Source organism: Paenarthrobacter sp. Y-19 (genome assembly GCF_029223985.1).
Classification (GTDB): Bacteria; Actinomycetota; Actinomycetes; order Actinomycetales; family Micrococcaceae; genus Arthrobacter; species Arthrobacter nicotinovorans.
This window is the reverse complement of record NZ_CP119414.1, coordinates 3,704,925-3,725,141: the sequence shown is the minus strand read 5'-3', so window position 1 is coordinate 3,725,141 and position 20,217 is coordinate 3,704,925. Positions and strand designations below refer to the sequence as shown.

At 61.7% G+C, this 20,217-nt stretch carries 11 protein-coding genes and 3 rRNA genes; 9 read left to right on the top strand and 5 right to left on the bottom strand.

Translation table 11 applies throughout. From position 1 onward, the window contains the following. The first annotated feature begins 284 nt into the window (after positions 1 to 284). The 3 genes from PYR64_RS17405 to rrf all read left to right on the top strand — a co-directional run bounded on the left by PYR64_RS17405 (position 285) and on the right by rrf (position 5,758). A 16S ribosomal RNA gene (locus tag PYR64_RS17405) occupies positions 285 to 1,802 on the top strand. 545 nt (positions 1,803 to 2,347) lie between these two features. Further along, a 23S ribosomal RNA gene (locus tag PYR64_RS17400) occupies positions 2,348 to 5,490 on the top strand. Between the two features lie 151 nt (positions 5,491 to 5,641). Continuing rightward, a 5S ribosomal RNA gene (gene rrf / locus PYR64_RS17395) occupies positions 5,642 to 5,758 on the top strand. The 16S, 23S and 5S rRNA genes sit together here, the layout of an rRNA operon. A gap of 61 nt (positions 5,759 to 5,819) precedes the next feature. Here rrf and PYR64_RS17390 read toward each other — a convergent pair. Continuing rightward, positions 5,820 to 6,872, bottom strand: a complete 1,053-nt coding sequence (locus PYR64_RS17390; protein ID WP_275776629.1) for a patatin-like phospholipase family protein — start codon at positions 6,870 to 6,872, stop codon at positions 5,820 to 5,822. Between the two features lie 201 nt (positions 6,873 to 7,073). Here PYR64_RS17390 and PYR64_RS17385 point away from each other — a divergent pair, with 201 nt between their 5' ends. From PYR64_RS17385 to PYR64_RS17370, 4 genes are all read left to right on the top strand, one after another. After that, on the top strand, positions 7,074 to 7,634 hold the full coding sequence (locus PYR64_RS17385) for a GNAT family N-acetyltransferase (RefSeq protein WP_275776627.1): 561 nt from the start codon (positions 7,074 to 7,076) through the stop codon (positions 7,632 to 7,634). Between the two features lie 214 nt (positions 7,635 to 7,848). Then, a complete protein-coding gene (locus PYR64_RS17380; protein WP_011776355.1) occupies positions 7,849 to 8,136 on the top strand; it encodes an HU family DNA-binding protein in 288 nt (95 codons plus the stop codon). Between the two features lie 122 nt (positions 8,137 to 8,258). Continuing rightward, positions 8,259 to 10,481 carry a cytochrome c oxidase assembly protein gene (locus PYR64_RS17375; protein ID WP_026267220.1) on the top strand — a complete coding sequence of 741 codons (2,223 nt, stop codon included), beginning with the start codon at positions 8,259 to 8,261 and terminating at the stop codon, positions 10,479 to 10,481. Next, positions 10,481 to 12,454 (top strand): NHL domain-containing thioredoxin family protein, encoded by a 1,974-nt coding sequence (locus PYR64_RS17370; protein ID WP_018778111.1) that lies wholly within the window; start codon positions 10,481 to 10,483, stop codon positions 12,452 to 12,454. The genes PYR64_RS17375 and PYR64_RS17370 overlap by 1 nt, the downstream gene beginning before the upstream one ends. Before the next feature lie 181 nt (positions 12,455 to 12,635). Here PYR64_RS17370 and PYR64_RS17365 read toward each other — a convergent pair whose 3' ends face one another. The 4 genes from PYR64_RS17365 to PYR64_RS17350 form a co-directional block, all read right to left on the bottom strand. Beyond that, on the bottom strand, positions 12,636 to 13,628 hold the full coding sequence (locus PYR64_RS17365) for a hypothetical protein (RefSeq protein ID WP_179128412.1): 993 nt from the start codon (positions 13,626 to 13,628) through the stop codon (positions 12,636 to 12,638). 151 nt (positions 13,629 to 13,779) lie between these two features. Then, positions 13,780 to 15,507 (bottom strand): helicase HerA-like domain-containing protein, encoded by a 1,728-nt coding sequence (locus tag PYR64_RS17360; protein ID WP_193590147.1) that lies wholly within the window; start codon positions 15,505 to 15,507, stop codon positions 13,780 to 13,782. 3 nt (positions 15,508 to 15,510) lie between these two features. After that, positions 15,511 to 16,029 carry a GNAT family N-acetyltransferase gene (locus tag PYR64_RS17355; protein ID WP_026267222.1) on the bottom strand — a complete coding sequence of 173 codons (519 nt, stop codon included), beginning with the start codon at positions 16,027 to 16,029 and terminating at the stop codon, positions 15,511 to 15,513. Between the two features lie 79 nt (positions 16,030 to 16,108). Next, a complete protein-coding gene (locus tag PYR64_RS17350; RefSeq protein WP_275776610.1) occupies positions 16,109 to 18,052 on the bottom strand; it encodes an FAD/NAD(P)-binding protein in 1,944 nt (647 codons plus the stop codon). A gap of 288 nt (positions 18,053 to 18,340) precedes the next feature. Here PYR64_RS17350 and PYR64_RS17345 point away from each other — a divergent pair, with 288 nt between their 5' ends. Then, positions 18,341 to 19,306 (top strand): amino acid ABC transporter permease, encoded by a 966-nt coding sequence (locus PYR64_RS17345; protein ID WP_018778116.1) that lies wholly within the window; start codon positions 18,341 to 18,343, stop codon positions 19,304 to 19,306. Beyond that, positions 19,303 to 20,214 carry an amino acid ABC transporter ATP-binding protein gene (locus PYR64_RS17340; protein ID WP_227453587.1) on the top strand — a complete coding sequence of 304 codons (912 nt, stop codon included), beginning with the start codon at positions 19,303 to 19,305 and terminating at the stop codon, positions 20,212 to 20,214. Before PYR64_RS17345 ends, PYR64_RS17340 begins: the two co-directional genes overlap by 4 nt. The last annotated feature ends 3 nt before the right edge of the window (positions 20,215 to 20,217 follow it).

Sequence of the window (20,217 nt, the reverse complement as noted above, 5' to 3'; positions counted from 1 at the left end):
ATTTGCCAAGATCGGGTGGTTCGGGTAAGTTTGGAAAGTTGCTCCGGAGCGATCCTGGACCCTGTGGGGTGTGGGTGGTGCCGGTAGTGTCTGTTGTTTGAGAACTCAATAGTGTGCCAAGTTTGTTGATACCGATTGTTTTATTGATTGGTTGAAATTTTGCCAGGTTGCTGCGCACCCCCGTGTGTGGTGGTCTGGTTTTCAGCTGGTTTCGAATTTTGTGCAGCCGCGTTTTGCCGTTATTTCCGGTGGGTGTGGTTGTGTCTGTTTGATTTTGTTTTACTTCAACGGAGAGTTTGATCCTGGCTCAGGATGAACGCTGGCGGCGTGCTTAACACATGCAAGTCGAACGATGATCCCAGCTTGCTGGGGGATTAGTGGCGAACGGGTGAGTAACACGTGAGTAACCTGCCCTTGACTCTGGGATAAGCCTGGGAAACTGGGTCTAATACCGGATATGACTCCTCATCGCATGGTGGGGGGTGGAAAGCTTTTGTGGTTTTGGATGGACTCGCGGCCTATCAGCTTGTTGGTGGGGTAATGGCCTACCAAGGCGACGACGGGTAGCCGGCCTGAGAGGGTGACCGGCCACACTGGGACTGAGACACGGCCCAGACTCCTACGGGAGGCAGCAGTGGGGAATATTGCACAATGGGCGCAAGCCTGATGCAGCGACGCCGCGTGAGGGATGACGGCCTTCGGGTTGTAAACCTCTTTCAGTAGGGAAGAAGCGTAAGTGACGGTACCTGCAGAAGAAGCGCCGGCTAACTACGTGCCAGCAGCCGCGGTAATACGTAGGGCGCAAGCGTTATCCGGAATTATTGGGCGTAAAGAGCTCGTAGGCGGTTTGTCGCGTCTGCTGTGAAAGACCGGGGCTCAACTCCGGTTCTGCAGTGGGTACGGGCAGACTAGAGTGCAGTAGGGGAGACTGGAATTCCTGGTGTAGCGGTGAAATGCGCAGATATCAGGAGGAACACCGATGGCGAAGGCAGGTCTCTGGGCTGTAACTGACGCTGAGGAGCGAAAGCATGGGGAGCGAACAGGATTAGATACCCTGGTAGTCCATGCCGTAAACGTTGGGCACTAGGTGTGGGGGACATTCCACGTTTTCCGCGCCGTAGCTAACGCATTAAGTGCCCCGCCTGGGGAGTACGGCCGCAAGGCTAAAACTCAAAGGAATTGACGGGGGCCCGCACAAGCGGCGGAGCATGCGGATTAATTCGATGCAACGCGAAGAACCTTACCAAGGCTTGACATGAACCGGAAAGACCTGGAAACAGGTGCCCCGCTTGCGGTCGGTTTACAGGTGGTGCATGGTTGTCGTCAGCTCGTGTCGTGAGATGTTGGTTAAGTCCCGCAACGAGCGCAACCCTCGTTCTATGTTGCCAGCGGTTCGGCCGGGGACTCATAGGAGACTGCCGGGGTCAACTCGGAGGAAGGTGGGGACGACGTCAAATCATCATGCCCCTTATGTCTTGGGCTTCACGCATGCTACAATGGCCGGTACAAAGGGTTGCGATACTGTGAGGTGGAGCTAATCCCAAAAAGCCGGTCTCAGTTCGGATTGGGGTCTGCAACTCGACCCCATGAAGTCGGAGTCGCTAGTAATCGCAGATCAGCAACGCTGCGGTGAATACGTTCCCGGGCCTTGTACACACCGCCCGTCAAGTCACGAAAGTTGGTAACACCCGAAGCCGGTGGCCTAACCCTTGTGGGGGGAGCCGTCGAAGGTGGGACCGGCGATTGGGACTAAGTCGTAACAAGGTAGCCGTACCGGAAGGTGCGGCTGGATCACCTCCTTTCTAAGGAGCTGCTTGCAATGGCTGGTGCCCTGCATGGGGTGTCTGGTTGTTGTCAGTGTTGCCCATTGCGCAGGCGTTTGTTCTGCGGTGGGTGCTCATGGGTGGAATATCAACGAATCATTTTTTTGGCATGGCTTTCGTGGTTGTGTCCTGGTGCTAGTACGGCGGTTCGTGCTCCTGCTTTGTGTGGGGGTGTGGGTTGTTGGGAACGTGTCCGGGGTGCGGCTGGTGGGGGTTGTGTTTGGCGCACTGTTGGGTCCTGAGGCAACAGGACCTTTTTGCAGCAATGCAGGGGGGCACTTCTGGTGTTTCTTTTGTTCCTGCAGCCGGTTCCTCCGGTCTTTGTGTTGCGGCCTGCGTGTGTGGGTTGTGGCGGGTTGGGGGGTTGGTTGATGGGGTTGTTGTTTGAGAACTACATAGTGGACGCGAGCATCTGGGACATACACGCTTTGGTGTGTGTGTTCCATACAGCAATTTCTTATGAATGAACCTTGGGCCGTAGTGGCTCGTGGTTCTCTCGAGTAAGTTTTTGATCATGTTTGTGTGGTCAAGTTTTTAAGGGCACACGGTGGATGCCTTGGCATTAGGAGCCGAAGAAGGACGTAGGAATCTGCGATAAGCCTGGGGGAGTTGATAACCGAGCGTTGATCCCAGGATGTCCGAATGGGGAAACCCCGCACAACGCTGTCATGGTGATTGTGTGACCCGCATCTGAACACATAGGGTGCGTGGGGGGAACGCGGGGAAGTGAAACATCTCAGTACCCGCAGGAAGAGAAAACAAGAGTGATTCCGTTAGTAGTGGCGAGCGAACGCGGATCAGGCTAAACCGTTTCCATGTGTGATAGCCGGCGGGCGTTGCATGGGCGGGGTTGTGGGACTTTCCGTTCTGGTTCTGCCGGGCCAGTGAGGTGAGAGTGCGTGCATAGGTGAACGGTCTTGAAAGGCCGGCCAGAGAGGGTGTGAGCCCCGTAACCGTAATGTTGTGTGCCGCCTGGAGAGTATCCCAAGTAGCACGGGGCCCGAGAAATCCCGTGCGAATCTGTCAGGACCACCTGATAAGCCTAAATACTTCCTAATGACCGATAGCGGACCAGTACCGTGAGGGAAAGGTGAAAAGTACCCCGGGAGGGGAGTGAAACAGTACCTGAAACCGTGTGCTTACAATCCGTCGGAGCAGTCTTGTTACTGTGACGGCGTGCCTTTGAAGAATGAGCCTGCGAGTTAGTGTTACGTCGCGAGGTTAACCCGTGTGGGGTAGCCGTAGCGAAAGCGAGTCTGAATAGGGCGAGTGTAGTGGCGTGATCTAGACCCGAAGCGGAGTGATCTACCCATGGCCAGGTTGAAGCGACGGTAAGACGTCGTGGAGGACCGAACCCACTTCAGTTGAAAATGGAGGGGATGAGCTGTGGGTAGGGGTGAAAGGCCAATCAAACTCCGTGATAGCTGGTTCTCCCCGAAATGCATTTAGGTGCAGCGTTGCGTGTTTCTTGCCGGAGGTAGAGCTACTGGATGGCCGATGGGCCCTACAAGGTTACTGACGTCAGCCAAACTCCGAATGCCGGTAAGTCAGAGCGCAGCAGTGAGACTGTGGGGGATAAGCTTCATAGTCGAGAGGGAAACAGCCCAGACCACCAACTAAGGCCCCTAAGCGTGTGCTAAGTGGGAAAGGATGTGGAGTTGCGAAGACAACCAGGAGGTTGGCTTAGAAGCAGCCATCCTTGAAAGAGTGCGTAATAGCTCACTGGTCAAGTGATTCCGCGCCGACAATGTAGCGGGGCTCAAGTACACCGCCGAAGTTGTGGATTTCACACAGTACCCTAGCCTTCGTGGTTCAGGGGTGTGGAGTGGTAGGGGAGCGTCGTGTGGGCAGTGAAGTCGCGGTGGAAACCAGCGGTGGAGCCTACACGAGTGAGAATGCAGGCATGAGTAGCGAAAGACGGGTGAGAAACCCGTCCGCCGAATGATCAAGGGTTCCAGGGTCAAGCTAATCTGCCCTGGGTAAGTCGGGACCTAAGGCGAGGCCGACAGGCGTAGTCGATGGACAACGGGTTGATATTCCCGTACCGGCGAAAAACCGCCCATGCCAAGCGGGGGATACTAACCGCCCGGAGCCTGCCCGCTCACCCTTGTGGTGTTGTGGGTTTTGGCCGAGCGCGGGACCTGATCCCGGGAGGTAAGCGTATTAACAGGTGTGACGCAGGAAGGTAGCCGGGCCGGGCGATGGTTGCCCCGGTCTAAGGATGTAGGGTCAGGGATAGGCAAATCCGTTCCTGTGTGCTTCGAGCACGTTCCTGAGATCTGATGGGACTCCCGTAAGGGGGGATCCGGTGATCCTATGCTGCCAAGAAAAGCATCGACGCGAGGTTTTAGCCGCCCGTACCCCAAACCGACACAGGTGATCAGGTAGAGAATACCAAGGCGATCGAGAGAATTATGGTTAAGGAACTCGGCAAAATGCCCCCGTAACTTCGGGAGAAGGGGGGCCTGCCCCGTGATGGAGACTTGCTCTCCGTGAGCGGGTGTGGGCCGCAGAGACCAGGGGGAAGCGACTGTTTACTAAAAACACAGGTCCGTGCGAAGTCGCAAGACGATGTATACGGACTGACTCCTGCCCGGTGCTGGAAGGTTAAGAGGACCGGTTAGCCACTTGTGGCGAAGCTGAGAATTTAAGCCCCAGTAAACGGCGGTGGTAACTATAACCATCCTAAGGTAGCGAAATTCCTTGTCGGGTAAGTTCCGACCTGCACGAATGGAGTAACGACTTCCCCGCTGTCTCAACCATAAACTCGGCGAAATTGCAGTACGAGTAAAGATGCTCGTTACGCGCAGCAGGACGGAAAGACCCCGAGACCTTTACTATAGTTTGGTATTGGTGTTCGGAGTGGCTTGTGTAGGATAGGTGGGAGACGTTGAAACCCGGACGCCAGTTCGGGTGGAGTCATCGTTGAAATACCACTCTGGTCACTTTGGACATCTAACTTCGGCCCGTGATCCGGGTCAGGGACAGTGCCTGATGGGTAGTTTAACTGGGGCGGTTGCCTCCTAAAAAGTAACGGAGGCGCCCAAAGGTTCCCTCAGCCTGGTTGGCAATCAGGTGTCGAGTGTAAGTGCACAAGGGAGCTTGACTGTGAGAGAGACATCTCGAGCAGGGACGAAAGTCGGGACTAGTGATCCGGCGGTACATTGTGGAATGGCCGTCGCTCAACGGATAAAAGGTACCTCGGGGATAACAGGCTGATCTTGCCCAAGAGTCCATATCGACGGCATGGTTTGGCACCTCGATGTCGGCTCGTCGCATCCTGGGGCTGGAGTAGGTCCCAAGGGTTGGGCTGTTCGCCCATTAAAGCGGTACGCGAGCTGGGTTTAGAACGTCGTGAGACAGTTCGGTCCCTATCCGCTGCGCGCGCAGGAAATTTGAGAAGGGCTGTCCTTAGTACGAGAGGACCGGGACGGACGAACCTCTGGTGTGTCAGTTGTACTGCCAAGTGCATCGCTGATTAGCTACGTTCGGATGGGATAACCGCTGAAAGCATCTAAGCGGGAAGCTCGCTTCAAGATGAGATTTCCATACACATTATGTGTGAGAGGCCCCCAGCCAGACCACTGGGTTGATAGGCCGGATGTGGAAGCGAGGACTAAAGACTCGTGAAGCTGACCGGTACTAATAGGCCAACAACTTACACCACACACAAAACACTGCACGCGTCCACTATGTGGTTCCCGAACAACAACCGTTCCAGGAACCAACAACAACAACAACTACATAACACCACAGTTGTAACCACAAAGCTTCCCACCCACCCCCACACCAAACGGGGTCGGGACGGGTAACAGAGTTACGGCGGTCATAGCGTGGGGGAAACGCCCGGTCCCATTCCGAACCCGGAAGCTAAGACCCACAGCGCCGATGGTACTGCACCCGGGAGGGTGTGGGAGAGTAGGACACCGCCGGACAACCATTAACGAAGAGCCCCAACCACGGTTGGGGCTCTTCCATTTAACAAAGCACGTAACGCTAACGCGCAGCCCAGAAGCCGGCCAACCGGGAAGCCAGGACCCGGCCCTGTTCAAAGCCGACACGAGCGGCGGCCGGCCTTAGGGAAAAGTCCATCGCATTGACGCCGAACATATGCTCGGCTTCGCTGTCCGGGATGACTGTTTCCACCTGGCTGCCGCCGGCGCGCAGGGCGTCCACTTGGCAAGCGAGATGCATGCCCCATTCAGCAGGAGTCCGGGTTCGCCCACCGAAGGGTGACAACACCAGCACGCTTCCGTATCCGACCGCCAGGTCCGCATTCTCGGCGTTGGTACGGTAGCCGCCGTCGATGTATTGCTCGTCGCCGATGCTGTAGGCGAAACCGCTGGCGCAGCTGGCTGCCACTGCGTCCACGAGATCCACGCCGCTCTCCCGGTCGAACACCACCGGTTCACCCGTCCGGGCATTGACGGCTGTCAGGAGTATCGCTCTTTCCGGCCACTGGGCTTGCGGCAAGCGGGTTGCCACTGTGTCCCGCCAGCGCGCGCTGGCACCTTCCATGGAAGCGGCGATCTCTACGGCGGCCGCTCCAAGCCGCCGGCGCATGTCCGCCATGTCAGAGGAGGCCTTCATGATATTGCCGGTTCGCTCCATGTGATCCACCACGGGTCTTGTGGCAGTGCGTCCCGTTTCCATATTTGGTCCGGGCACGGAACGAACGGGCACGGCGGCAGCTTGGCGGGGTGCGGACTTATCAGCGCCTGCGGGTTTCTGTGGGACCGAACTGAGGATGGCTTCAAAGAGCTCGACAGGGCTGGCGCCGGCCAGTTGGGCCGCCGCGGTGGACCCCGCTGATGTGCCAATGGTGAGCTCGGGGGTGGCGACATCCAGTCCGGCGTAGAAAAGGCCAGCGACGACGCCGATGAGCCATGCGTTGCCTGTAGAGCCGCCGCCGCCAAGGACCAATGCCCGCTGCCTGGTGGACGGTTGCTGGACGGCGGAGCCGGACTCAACCTGGGACTGGACGGTGCCCGCGCGGCCGGATGCCGCCGTCGAACTGTTGTTAAAAGGTGAAGATGAGGAAGTGTTCAAGTGAACGCCTTTCGCGATGTGCGTGACGGGCGCTCCTGATAGCGACCAGCTTAGTCGCGGGATCGTGGAATGCAGGGAGCGCCCACGGTGGATACTGCGTACATGGGTCTCACCTCCTGCCGATTGTTCACGATCACCCGAAAGCTATCACTCTGCGGCCACCTGCGCAATTGGCCAAGGAGACGGCGGTAGAGTCTGGGGATGAATCTCGTGCGAAGTGTGCCCATCAGCGAGGGCCATGGTGGTGACCAGTTGCTTCTTCGCCCACTTGAGCTTTCAGACGCCGTGGATTTGGCTGGCGCGTACCTGCGTAATCGCGGACATCTGGCGCCTTGGGAGCCCACCCGCGACGACGGATTCTTCACCGAGCATGGCCAGGAAGCCGTCATTCGCGCCAAGATCGACCAGTACGCGGCCGGCAGCGAAGTGCCCTGGGTCATCACCGGCGACCGGGGCGTTTACGGGATGATTACATTGACCGGCATCGTCCGAGGTCCCTTCCGGAATGCCAACCTTGGCTATTGGATCGACCAGGACTGTACAGGCAGGGGCGCCGCGTCAGGTGCGGTAGCCGCCGTCGTCGATATGGCCACACAGGAACTTGACCTCCACAGGATCCAGGCCGCAACCCTGCTCCACAACGCCCCGTCGCAGGCTGTCCTGGGGCGCTGCGGCTTTGACAGGATCGGCCTAGCGCCGTCCTACCTTCAGATCGCTGGCGAGTGGCAGGACCACGTTTTGTTCCAGCGCATCCTGTTCTGACCGGCACGGCGCAGGAGCAGCGGCAAGGACGCAGAGTACGCCAAGGGCTTAAATGGCTCCAAAAAACCCCGAAATTCCGGTGATTTTGGTCAAAAAGGCGCGGAAACACGCGGAATTTGCTGGCCATGGCATCGCAAGCTGGTAAGTTTTCGAACAGTGGCTTGCTCGCATTCCGCTTGAAAGCTCAAAAACGTATGAGTCCAGGAGGACGTAAATGGCTAAGAACCGTAGTGAACTCGTTGCAGAGGTAGCAGGCAAGGCTGGCACCAGCCAGGCAGCAGTCAACTCCGTGCTCGATGCACTGTTCGAAGTTTTCGAGACTTCTGTCGCCGCCGGCGAGAAGATCACCATCCCGGGCTGGCTCGCCGTTGAGCGCACCGACCGTGCAGCTCGCACCGGCCGCAACCCGCAGACCGGCGAAACCATCCAGATCGCAGCCGGCCACAGCGTCAAGCTGACCGCTGGCTCCAAGCTGAAGGCAGCTGTCGCCAAGAAGAAGTAACTTCTTCGGCATAGGCCTTGAAGGGGCGGCAACCTGATGGTTGCCGCCCCTTCTTCTTTGGGTTAATGCACATAGCGCCCTGTCGATTCGCAGCCCGGCGACAGGTAGCGGACAATGGATAAGTGCCATCAGCAAGAAATTCCGCAACTGTCCCTTCGACTCCTCCCAAGGCGGGAGCGCGTGGAGGGTCCACAGTCGCGGGGATTTCCCTTCCTTGGCAATTGGCGGGCCTGGCGGTCCTGATCGTCGCCCTTGCGGGGGCATTGATCTTCTCCGGCGCGTCGGCGGCCCGCCAGGTTTCAGATCCCGGCGCTCTGGTCAGGTGGGGCCTTCCGTTTGCCAAAGCCATCCACAACGTGTCGGTGGCCACGGTGATTGGCGGCCTGATCTTTGCCGTGGGCATCCTGCCGAAGAACCTCGGCGGCTCCCGGTCCCGCGAGAAAGACGCCGACGCCGTCGAGCATCCGGCATTTGCCCGGGCCCTCGCGGTTGCCGCCGCCGCTGGCGCTGCGTGGACACTGTCCGCAGTCGCCGTCCTGGTCCTGACCTATTCGGACGTCGCCGGACAGCCGCTTTCCGGGGACGCGGAGTTCACCCGTTCGCTGGTCTACTTCATGACGGACATCGAAACCGGCAAAGCCTGGCTGGCCGTCACCATTATTGCCGCCGTGGTCACTACAGCCCTGTTCGGGGTCCGGTCCCTGACGGGCCTGGCGTTCACGCTTGTGCTCGCGCTGATCGGGCTGATTCCAACGGCGCTCATCGGCCACTCCTCCAGTTCAAGCGATCACGAGGGCGCCATCAACTCCCTTGGCCTCCACCTGGTGGGCGTCTCCACCTGGGTTGGCGGCATCATCATGCTGGCGGTCCTGTCCGGAATCCTCACCGGTTCCCGGACGAAGGGGACCCCGGACATTACGGAGCAGACCCTTCGGCGATTCTCGTCCCTGGCAGGTTTCGCTTTCGTCCTGGTGTTCGCTTCCGGTGTCATCAACGCTGCCATCCGGGTCACCAACCCGGCCGACCTCTTCGGCTCATCTTACGGTCAACTCATTGTGGCCAAGGCCCTCGCAACGTTGGTGCTGGGCGGTATCGGCTTCATGCACCGCCAATGGGTTATCCCGCAGCTCGGCAAGAACGGCTCCATGTCTGCGCGCCGGGTGCTGTGGCAGCTGGTTCTGGTTGAGCTGCTGGTGATGGGCGCGACGTCGGGACTCGCCGTCGCGTTGGGTCGCTCGGCTCCGCCGCAGCCCACCACCTACGCCCCGGACGCGTCGCCGTCGTTCATCCTTTCCGGATACGAGCTGCCGCCGGAACTCACCCCTTCGCGCTGGCTGACCGAATGGCGCTTTGACTGGCTGTGGGTAGGCGTGGCGTTGTTTGGCGCCGTCTCCTACATCATGGGCATCGTCAAGGTCCGGCGCCGTGGCGACCAGTGGTCCGTTTTCCGGACGGTGAACTGGATGATCGGCCTGGTGGTCCTGACCTACATCACGTCCGGCCCGCCCGCTGTCTACGGCCGGGTGTTGTTCTCTGCGCACATGGTGGACCATATGGCCCTCACTATGGTGGCTCCCATCTTCCTGGTTCTCGGCGCTCCGGTGACGCTGGCCCTTCGGGCCCTGCCGTCCCGGGGTGAAGGTACCCATGGCTCCCGTGGCCTCCGGGAATGGCTGCTCCTGTTTGTACACTCCAGGTTCTCCCAAGTGGTCACGCACCCCCTGTTCGCGGCGGCAAACTTCGCGGGTTCCATCGTCTTGTTCTACTACTCGGACCTTTTTGGTCTGGCCATGCGTGAGCACGTGGGCCATGAGTTGATGAACCTCCACTTCCTGCTGACCGGGTACATCTTTGTCCTGAGCATGATCGGCAGCGATCCTTTGCCACGCCGTGCACCGTATCCGATGCGGCTGCTGCTCCTTCTGGCAACCATGGGCTTCCACGCGTTCTTTGGCGTATCCATCATGGGTGGCACCGGCCTGCTCGCTGCGGACTACTTCGGCAACCTCGGCCGCGCCTGGGGCCCCTCGGCCTTGGGAGACCAACAATTGGGCGGCGCCGTTGCCTGGGGCATCGGCGAAATCCCCACGCTGCTGGTGGCCATCGGCGTGGCAGTGATGTGGTCCCGGTCCGACGAACGGGAGAAGCGCCGGGTGGATCGTGCGGCCGACAGGAATAACGACGCCGATCTCAGTGCTTACAACGATATGTTTGCCCGGCTGGCAGAGCGTGATGCCAAGCTTGCAAGCCGCACTGCCAGGGCAACCACAACAGCCCCGGCCGAGCGCCCCACGAACGACAATTCCGGGCACACCGACCCGAACACCAAGCTGGAAGGACGCTGATGAGCGAAACCGTACGTACCCAACACCGGGTCCGGGCCTCCGAACTCGAGGGCCGCGGCTGGCTCAACACCGGTGGGAAGTCCTTGGACCTCGAGTCCCTGCGCGGCAAGATCGTGCTTCTCGACTTCTGGACCTTCTGCTGCATCAACTGCCTGCACGTTCTCGACGAGCTGCGTCCGTTGGAAGAAAAGTACTCGGACGTCCTGGTGACCGTTGGCGTGCATTCGCCCAAGTTCGAGCACGAAGCAGATCCTGTCGCTTTGGCATCAGCCGTCGAACGCTACGAAATCCACCACCCTGTGCTGGATGACCCCGAACTGGCCACCTGGAAGGCGTACACCGCCCGTGCCTGGCCCACGCTGGTGGTAGTGGACCCCGAGGGCTACATTGTGGCCCACCTTTCCGGCGAGGGCCACGCAGACGGCCTCGCCGTCCTGCTCGAAGAACTCGTCGCTGAACATGAAGCCAAGGGGACCCTCCACCGCGGTGACGGTCCGTACGTAGCCCCTGTGCCGACGTCGGGCACTCTGCGGTTCCCCGGTAAGGCAACCCAGCTCGCCAACGGAAACTACCTGGTGGTGGATTCCGGCCATCACCGTTTGGTGGAGTTGCGCCCGGATCTGGAGACCGTGGAGCGGATCATCGGGTCCGGCACCAAGGGCTACCTGGACGGGCAATCGGAAATTGCCCGGTTCAACGAACCCCAGGGCGTCACCCTTTTGCCGTCGGAGTTGGCCTGGAAGCTCGGCTACGACGCCGTGGTGGCCGACACCGTCAACCACCGCCTCCGAGGCGTGACCCTCAGCTCGGGATACGTCCAGACGATCGCAGGCAACGGCGTGCAGCGGCTCCTGGACACCGGCCCCGCCCGTGTCACCGACTCCGGCGCCGGTACCTGGTCTGAACACCACGACGACGGTCCGGCTGACTTCGCCGGGGACGCCCTGGATGTTGGAGCGCTCGGGCGCGGCACGGAAGTGTCCCTTTCCTCGCCGTGGGATGTGGTCTGGAGCGAAAAGCTGCAGAAGGTGGTCATCGCCATGGCCGGCACACACCAGATTTTCGCTTTCGACCCCCTGGCCAATGAGGTCTCCATCCTGGCCGGCTCCGGTCTTGAAGGTTTGCTGGACGGCAAAGCCGAGGAAGCCTGGTTCGCACAATCCTCCGGCCTGGCAATCGACGGCGAAGACAACATCTGGGTAGCTGACTCGGAGACATCGTCCTTGCGCCGCCTGGTGGTCAGCGATTCCGGCGTGACCGTGGAAACCGCAGTAGGCAAGGGCCTGTTCGATTTCGGCTTCCGTGATGGTGAAGCCGCGGAAGCCCGCTTGCAGCACCCTTTGGGCGTGACTGTGCTTCCGGACAACTCCGTGGCCATCGCCGATACCTACAACGGGGCTGTGCGCCGCTACGACCCCGCCACCAAGTCCGTCTCCACCCTGGCCCGGGGCCTCGCTGAGCCGAGCGACGTCGTGGTGGTCCAGGTGGAAGGCAGCGATCCGTTGCTGGTAGTGGTGGAATCGAATAAGCACCAGCTGGTCCTGGTACCGATCCCCAAGGAAGCCCAACAGGTGGACGAGGGCGCATCGCAGACGCACCGCCCCAAGAGCCCGGTCACGCCCGGAACCCTTGAGCTGGCCGTTCGCTTCAAGGCTCCCACCGGTCAAAAGCTTGATGACCGCTGGGGCGATCCCACCCAGATGAAGATTTCCTCCACACCGCCCGAGCTCCTGGTTTCCGGAGGCGGGACCTCGGTGGGTCTCCTGCGCACGCTTGAATTGTCGGCGGATGTCCCCGAAGGAATCCTGCACATCACGGCCCGCGCGGCCGCCTGTGATGGACCGGAAACCGAAGACGGCGAAATCCCGGACCACGCCGCTTGCCACCTGTACCAGCAGGATTGGGGCATTCCGGTGGTCCTGCAGGCCGACGGGGAGTCTGAGCTCGTGCTGGACCTCCGCGGCATGGACTAAACCCCACGCAGCTGGCCCGTCTCCTCCCACACCGGGCAGGAGGCGGGCCGTTCTGCTTTTCACCGGGACCCGATCCCCAAAGGCCGCGTGCCACTACGCTGGCGGCGCCAGCCCTGCAGTACCAAAAACCAGCCCTGCAGTACCAAAAAGCACTACAAAACCGCCGGGTTTTTCCCGCAGGCTAGAACGTCAGCAGGGGTGTAACCGTCACAGTGTCGCCGCTGACATCCAACTGGGTGGTGAAGCTGAAGTCGTGCTCCACGTTGAGGTCGTTCACGAGTCCCGTGAACAGGTTGACCTCCCGGGCGGTCAGCGTAGCCTTGCCGTTCAACGGAGCAACAACCCATTTGCCGCTGAACGGTTCAATGGTGATCTTGGGATACTCCGTGATGGCCCACTTGATGGTGCCGTCCACTACCCGGGCATTGCTGACGTGGTAGAACGGGCAGTCGGGCTGCAGGCGCTGCTGTTCGGTGGCCTGGGCTGCGCAGGTGTCCAGGAATTCGCGCACTTTCCCAGCCACGGCATCGTTCATGGCTTTGGTGGACCGGGTCTGCAGGTTCAGGGGTGCCTGTCCGCCGTCGCGCGTTGTGACGAGCGCGGAGGTTGCGGGAGCTTCGAAATAAGTACCGTTAAGGCTGGCCTCGTACTTGCCCGGGAAGAACACGGCAAACGTGTTGCGGCCGTTGGGCATGTTGACGGGAACGCCGTTGAGGGTGGCTTCGCTGGAGTTCACCACGGTCACATCAATGGTGGGCAGGGTGGTGGGCACGAACGCCCACTTCCCGAAGAACAGCCACTGCGTACCGGTTCGTTCCATGAGGAATTCCGTGTGGAGCCGGCTGCCGTCCAAGGTGTAGTCCACGGGAACGGCTACCCGGTTTGCACTGCGGGACTCGGGATTCCCCACATGGACGTCCGACAACTTGGAAGCGGCGGTTTGGAGGGCCGTGCCGTCGAGCATGGCCGCGTTGGCGCTGGGCACTTTGGCCCGCAGGAGGCCCAGGGCTTCTTCGCCTTTGCCGTCCTGGAGCGCTTGCAGATACTCCTTGACGGGCTGCTGCGGACTGGCCACGGAAGAGCCCACCAGGTTGATGCAGACGATCGCGCCGACGACAGCAAGCATCAGACCGAGCAGCCATCCGGCTGCGGTCTTGACGAACGCTTGACTCAACTGCACGCCCTTTACGTTACCTGCCGCAACAGCCCACGCCGTGCAGGAGGTACCCGTTATGACGTTTTATCAGCCGTCTGGAGAAGCCCGACGGCGGGCGGCAGCAGGCGTCGCTGCCACCCGGCGTCGTGATTCAACCAGGCTGGCGAAGCTAGCGCCGGCGACGTGAGGACGTGCCAAAAACTCCGCGCATGAGGTCCCGGCCCAGCTGCGTTCCCATGGATCGGACCATGCTCTTGAGGCCACCGCCCAGTGCGCCGCCAAGGGCTCCGGCGATGTCGCCGAACATGCCGCTGTCCTGTGGTGGTGCTTGCTGGGGGACCGGCTGGGGAGCGGGAGGCGCCGGGAAGGAGTCGGTGGTTGAAGTGGACGGCCGTGAACTGGGCCGTCCCAGGATCTCTTCCTCGATGCGGCGGGCTTCGGCGTCTATGTCCGCTTGGGATGTTCCAACGGGCGTACCGGAAGACGGCACGGGCGGCAGCCCCGGTGCGGCATCGCCTGTCGGTGCGGCTGCCCGGCCATTGAGTTTCTCGTAGGCCGAGAGGTTGTCCACAGCTGTCCCGTACTTCGCCAGGAGCGGGGACGCGGCGACGGTGCTCTTGATGAGATCGTCGGCGCTGGGGCCCATGACCGACTCGGGGGCACGGAGCCGGGTCAGCGCCACAGGCGTGGGGGCGCCCTTTTCGTTCATGACGGTGATGACGGCCTCGCCGATGCCGGCTGACGTCAGGGTCTCTTCGAGGTCGTAGTCACTGACAGGGAAGGTGGACACGGTGGCCTTCAAGGCTTTGGCGTCCTCGGGGGTGAAGGCGCGCAGGGCGTGCTGCACGCGGTTGGCCAGCTGGCCCAGGACATCGGCCGGGACATCCTTGGGGGTCTGGGTGACGAAGAAGATACCCACGCCCTTGGAACGGATCAGCCGCACGGTGGTGGTGATGGCGTCGAGGAAGGCTTTGGAAGCGTCGTTGAACAGCAGGTGGGCCTCGTCCAGGAAGAACACGAGCTTGGGTTTGTCGAGGTCGCCGGCTTCGGGGAGGTCCTCGAACAGGTCCGCCAAGAGCCACATGAGGAACGTGGAAAACAGGAGGGGCTTGGTCTGGAGCGTGGGCAGTTCCAGGCAGCTGATGACACCGCGGCCGTCGGGTGCTGTGCGGAGCAGTTCGGCGGTGTCGAACTCGGGTTCGCCGAAGAACTTCTCCATGCCCTGCGCTTCCAAGCCGACCAGCTCGCGGAGGATGACACCGGCGGTGGCCTTCGACAACCCGCCCAGTTCGGCGAGTTCGGCCTTTCCTTCGTCCGAGGTCAGGAACTGGATCACGGCGCGGAGGTCCTTGAGGTCGATCAGTTCAAGGTTCTTCTGGTCCGCGAAGTGGAAGATCAGCTGGAGGCTGGACTCCTGGGTGTCGTTGAGGTCCATGATGCGGGAAAGCAGGATGGGCCCGAACGAGGTAATGGTGGCCCGGACCGGAATGCCGTTGCCGTCTCCGCCGAGCGAAAGGAACTCGACCGGGAAGTTTTTGGCCTGCCAGTCCTGGCCGAGCGAGGACGTACGTGCCGTCAGCTTTTCACTGCCGGTGGCCGGCGTCGCCAATCCGGACAGATCACCCTTGATGTCTGCGAGGAAAACCGGGACGCCCGCCGTTGAGAGTTGTTCGGCGATCATGTGCAGCGTCACCGTCTTGCCGGTGCCGGTGGCGCCTGCCACAAGGCCGTGGCGGTTCATCATGGCGAGGGGCAGGCGGACCTGGGCTTCCTTGTGGACTTCACCGTCCACGATCGCGGCACCCAGCTCGATGGTGGCACCTTGCAGGGTGTACCCCTGCTGGATGGTGGCGAGTTTTTCAGCAGTTGTTGCTTTGGGTTCGTTGGCCATGCGCATAGCTTAGCTGGGCTTGGCAAGATCCTTGCTGAAGGCCAAATGCTTGATGTCTTCGGGGTCCGCGGCGAGGTCGAACAGGGCTTTGTACCCCGTGGCGAGGTACAGATTCTTCGCCTCGGGCTGGCGTGGACCGGTGGTCAGGTACAGCTTCCGGTAGCCGCGCCGACGGGCTTCGTTTTCGAGTTCGGCCAGGACCAGGCGAGCCAGACCGCGCCTGCGGTGGGCGGAGTGGGTCCAGATCCGCTTGAGCTCGGCCGTGTGCTCGTCGTAGCGGCGGAAGGCGCCACCGGCCACGGATTCACCGTTTTCCTGGATGATGATGAGCGCTCCGTGCGGCGGCGCGAATTCCTCGGCGGGGTAGCGGTTCAATTCCTCGGCCGCGCCCTCGCTGCTGAACAGGTCACCGTATCGGGTGTTGTATTCGACGGCGAGCTCGTCCAGGAGCGGGCGGACGCGGGGATCGCGCATGGGCAGGCTGAGGACGGTAAGGCCCGACGTCGGCAGGGTTGGCGTTGTTGTCATGTCTGGCCTTTCGTAGGTGGAACCCGAGTGGGGGACAGCAACTGCTGTCATGGCGGTTCAGTGCGACGCTTGCTGTCCCCTAGTTGGGATGGGGCGCTGGAACCGAGGCCGGGGCACTCGCGCCGGCTCCCTCCAACGTGGCAGCAACCGTGGCCAGGATCCTGCGCGCGAGGGCGTCGTTCTCCCGGAACGGGGCTGCGTTGGTGTTGGGGCGTGCAAAGGCTCCGGCACCCCAGCCCGAGGTCCGCGGCCCCACGGCAAACAAACCATTCTGTGGTGTACCAACAGGGGACAATACCTCGTAATTCCCGGAGATCAGGAGTTTCCCGGTGGAGTGTGGGCCCTCGGAAGTGAGCAGCCGCTGCTCGGTGCCCCATCCGGCGTCGTGCAGGTCCGCCAAAGCGGGATTCGCCGAACGTTCCACGGAAGCGGAAGGCAGGCGCGCCTCGATGTAGGCGGATGCATCCACCACCACGGGCGACTGGAAGGACCCCGCCACGAAGCGGCCCACGGAATCATCGGCCCGTACCCACATGCCGGGGCCCAGGAATTTCAAGTACCCGGCCCTGTGCAGGGCGAGCATCTCCCGGAGCCGGTGCGACGGCGGCCCTGAGTCCACGAAGCTGAAGAAGCCGTGCCACCACCCATGGATGGACTGCTGGGACCGTGCGTTCAGCCGCTCCTGCGGGACCAGCCGGCCAAGGTCCATGTAGACGAACAATAATGCGGTGAACAGGGCCAGGGTCTCGGAATGGTCCGGGCCGGTCCGAAGGTCCAGGTCCCGCTGGATATAGGCGGCGACTGAACGCTGTACCGAGTCGTGATCGGCGAACGCGCAGCCACTGAGCGGGTGGTCCAGTTTTTCGAAGTCGAGGTGCAGGGCAGCGTCCCGCACGGAGACCGCCACCAGTTCTTCGCGCTGCGGGCTGTACCAGTCCAGAGCATCGAACCGGGCTTCAAAGGCGGCCCAGGTGCCCAGGACCCGCTCAGGGTAGCCGGTGAAGAGCTCGCGGTAGTAGGCGTAACCTGCGTCCTTGGCGATCAGCGGCCACAGCTGGGTACGGAAATCCAGCTCGTGATGCCCGGCCAGCAGGGCGCCGATGGCTTCGGCGGTGAAGTACCGCGGACGCTCCACAGGACTGCGCAGGGTCGAGGAGATCTTGGAGTGGTAGGGCACGCCGCGTCGCGACCCCGCCCAGAGCCGCGGTTCGGCGCCGGAAGGCACGTACTCGAGTTCGCCGTCGGGCCGTTCTTCAAAGCGGCCCCCGCGGCCCTCGAACAGCAGCACCAGCAGGTCCACGAACGCCAGCCCCATGCCGGAGACGATCACGTCCTGACCGGCCTCGATCCCGGAGTAGTCGACATCCGTGGTGTACGACGGCGGGGCGTGGAAGCCGCCGTGCCGGGCAGCGAAGTCGCTGTGGCGGGCGGACTCGCGGTCAACAAGGGAATCCGTGTGGCCCAGCGAATACACCACGACGTCGGCAACAACCTCGCCGCCGGAGGCCAGCCGCACGCTGTGCCTGTCAGCGCCGGAACGTTCGACGCCGGTGGCGGTGTCGCGGTGCACCGTCACCGTTGTTTCGGGGCCCAGTGCGCTGACGGCGCGGCCGAAGAACCACTCCAGATATTTACTCTGGAGCTGCCGGGTGGGGAAAGACGCCGGGGTCAGCGACCGCAGCTGGGCGAGCAGGTGCGGTTCCAAAGGAGGAACATCACGGATGCTGCCATCAAGTACTCCGGCGGCCCAGGCGGACAGTCCCGGTCCTTGTACGGACGGCCCCTCGCACGTCACGGACTCGTCAGTGAACATGGTGACATCGGCTGCGGTGGAGTTCAGCAGCAACCCCGGACTCTGGTCATAGCGCCAGATCCGCCCGGAGCCTGGCTGGTAGGGCTCAATGACGTGGATGTGAAGGGGACCCTCGAACAGGCCGGGCCGGTTGGCGGCCAACCGTTCCAGGACGCCGGCCGTGCGCGGGCCGCCGCCAATGAAGGCGATGGCGGGAACTCGTGACGGCATGGGATCTCCTGGAATGCAGTGGTTGGTGATGCCCAATCTAAGGAGCTTTGGGTGCATGGGTCGAGGCGCCGGTAACCGCCGTTCACCATGCGTCATGCACCGTCAACCCACGCAACGAAGCGACTCATATGGCCCTGCATGACGATGATTGTGACGCCGTGAGAACCCCGGCGAAGCCCCGCGAAGTCCAGTGAAGAAGTGCAAATTCCCGCCTTGCTGCGGGGTTTCGCACGCCCATAGATTGGCAGCCATCCGATAGACAACAACCGATCTGAAATGAGGTGGCGCATGAGTGCAATCGCACCGCCTGCCACGGCGGACACTGCACCGCCCACCCCGGATTATTCCGAGTACAAGCTGGTTCCTGCCCGTCATCCCTGGCGTTGGGTGGGCACAGTGGTGGTGGCTGCCGGCGTGGCCGCCATCGCATGGTCCCTTGTGACCAACCCCCGCTGGGAGTGGGGGGTGGTGGCCGAATGGTTCACGGCACAATCCGTAGTCAACGGCCTGGTGGAAACCCTCAAGCTCACGGCCATCTCAGGCGTCCTGGGATTCGTCCTAGGGTTCATCCTGGCCCTGATGCGGTTGTCGGCGTCCCCGCTGTTGGTTTCTGTCTCGTGGACCTTTTCGTGGATCTTCAGGTCGACTCCGCTGCTGGTCCAACTGCTGCTCTGGTACAACCTTGGCTATCTTTACGAGAAGATCAGCCTGGGCATCCCGTTCACTGACGTCCGCTTCTTCGAGGCCCAGACCACTACACTGATCAGCCAGTTCGCTGCAGCAGTCCTGGGGCTCACCTTGAACCAGGCCGCCTACTCCGCGGAGATCATCCGCGGCGGCATCCTCTCCGTGGACCAGGGCCAGCTGGAAGCGGCCTCCGCGCTGGGCATTCCCGCGTGGCAGCGGAACACCAGGATCGTGCTGCCGCAAGCCATGCGTGCCATCCTGCCCAACGCCTTCAACGAGATCATCGGCCTGGTCAAGGGCACGTCGATCGTTTACGTCCTGGCCTACTCCGAGCTGTTCTACACAGTCCAGGTCATCTACAACCGGACCCAGCAGGTGCTGCCGCTGCTCCTCGTGGCGACGCTCTGGTACGTCGTGATCACCTCGGTGCTGAGCGTTTTCCAGTACTACATCGAACGCCACTTCTCCAAGGGTGCCGTCCGGAACCTGCCGCTTACCCCACTGCAGAAAGCGCGGAAATTCTTCGCTACCCATGTTGCTGCCTCTCCCACGAAGGACGCCCGATGAGCACCATCGCCGCACGCAAAGAATCCAAGACGACAGCACAGGCCGCGGACGAGGCTCCGGCTGAAACTTCGGCTGCCGCGTCAGCTGGCACGACGGCGGCCCGGCCCGCCTCTGCTGACCGGCAAGCGACCCGCGGACAGGTGGATATCACCAACGTCCGTAAGTCCTTCGGCGCCACCGAGGTCCTCAAAGGCGTGTCACTGTCGGTTCCGCCGGGCGGCGTCGCGGTGATCGTGGGCCCCTCCGGTTCGGGCAAGTCCACCCTGCTCCGGACCATCAACCACCTGGAAAAGGTGGACGGCGGCTACATCACCATCGATGGCGAACTGGTGGGTTATGAGGTCCGCGGCAACAAGCTCCATGAGCTCCGTGAGAAGGACATCCTCAAGCAGCGCACCAACATCGGCATGGTGTTCCAGAGCTTCAACCTCTTCCCGCACCTCACGGCACTGGAGAACGTCATCGAAGCGCCGATCGTGGCCCAGAAGCGTTCCAAGGCCGAGGCCCGGAAGCGCGGTTTGGAGCTCCTGGACCGGGTGGGCTTGAAAGACCGCGCCGACGCCTACCCCCGCCAGCTCTCCGGCGGCCAGCAGCAGCGCGTTGCCATCGCCCGGGCGTTGGCACTCGATCCCAAGATCCTGCTCTTCGACGAGCCGACGTCCGCGTTGGACCCGGAGCTGGTCAACGAGGTCCTCGACGTTATCCGGGAACTCGCCACGTCCGGAACCACGCTCATCGTCGTGACCCACGAGATGGGCTTCGCCCGGGACGTCGCGGACACCGTGGTGTTCATGGACGACGGCCTGATCGTCGAGTCCGGCACACCCCAGGACATCTTCGCCAACCCCCGCGAGGAACGCACCCGGAGCTTCTTCTCCAAAGTCATCGAACCAGCTTTCAACATCTAGGAC

What these genes read in the sequence shown, in the direction of transcription:
- PYR64_RS17385 (WP_275776627.1), top strand. Translation starts at nt 7,074, where the DNA reads ATGAATCTCGTGCGAAGTGTGCCCATCAGCGAGGGCCATGGTGGTGAC.
- PYR64_RS17380 (WP_011776355.1), top strand. Translation starts at nt 7,849, where the DNA reads ATGGCTAAGAACCGTAGTGAACTCGTTGCAGAGGTAGCAGGCAAGGCT.
- PYR64_RS17370 (WP_018778111.1), top strand. Translation starts at nt 10,481, where the DNA reads ATGAGCGAAACCGTACGTACCCAACACCGGGTCCGGGCCTCCGAACTC.
- PYR64_RS17360 (WP_193590147.1), bottom strand. Translation starts at nt 15,507, where the DNA reads ATGCGCATGGCCAACGAACCCAAAGCAACAACTGCTGAAAAACTCGCC.
- PYR64_RS17355 (WP_026267222.1), bottom strand. Translation starts at nt 16,029, where the DNA reads ATGACAACAACGCCAACCCTGCCGACGTCGGGCCTTACCGTCCTCAGC.
- PYR64_RS17350 (WP_275776610.1), bottom strand. Translation starts at nt 18,052, where the DNA reads ATGCCGTCACGAGTTCCCGCCATCGCCTTCATTGGCGGCGGCCCGCGC.
- PYR64_RS17345 (WP_018778116.1), top strand. Translation starts at nt 18,341, where the DNA reads ATGAGTGCAATCGCACCGCCTGCCACGGCGGACACTGCACCGCCCACC.
- PYR64_RS17340 (WP_227453587.1), top strand. Translation starts at nt 19,303, where the DNA reads ATGAGCACCATCGCCGCACGCAAAGAATCCAAGACGACAGCACAGGCC.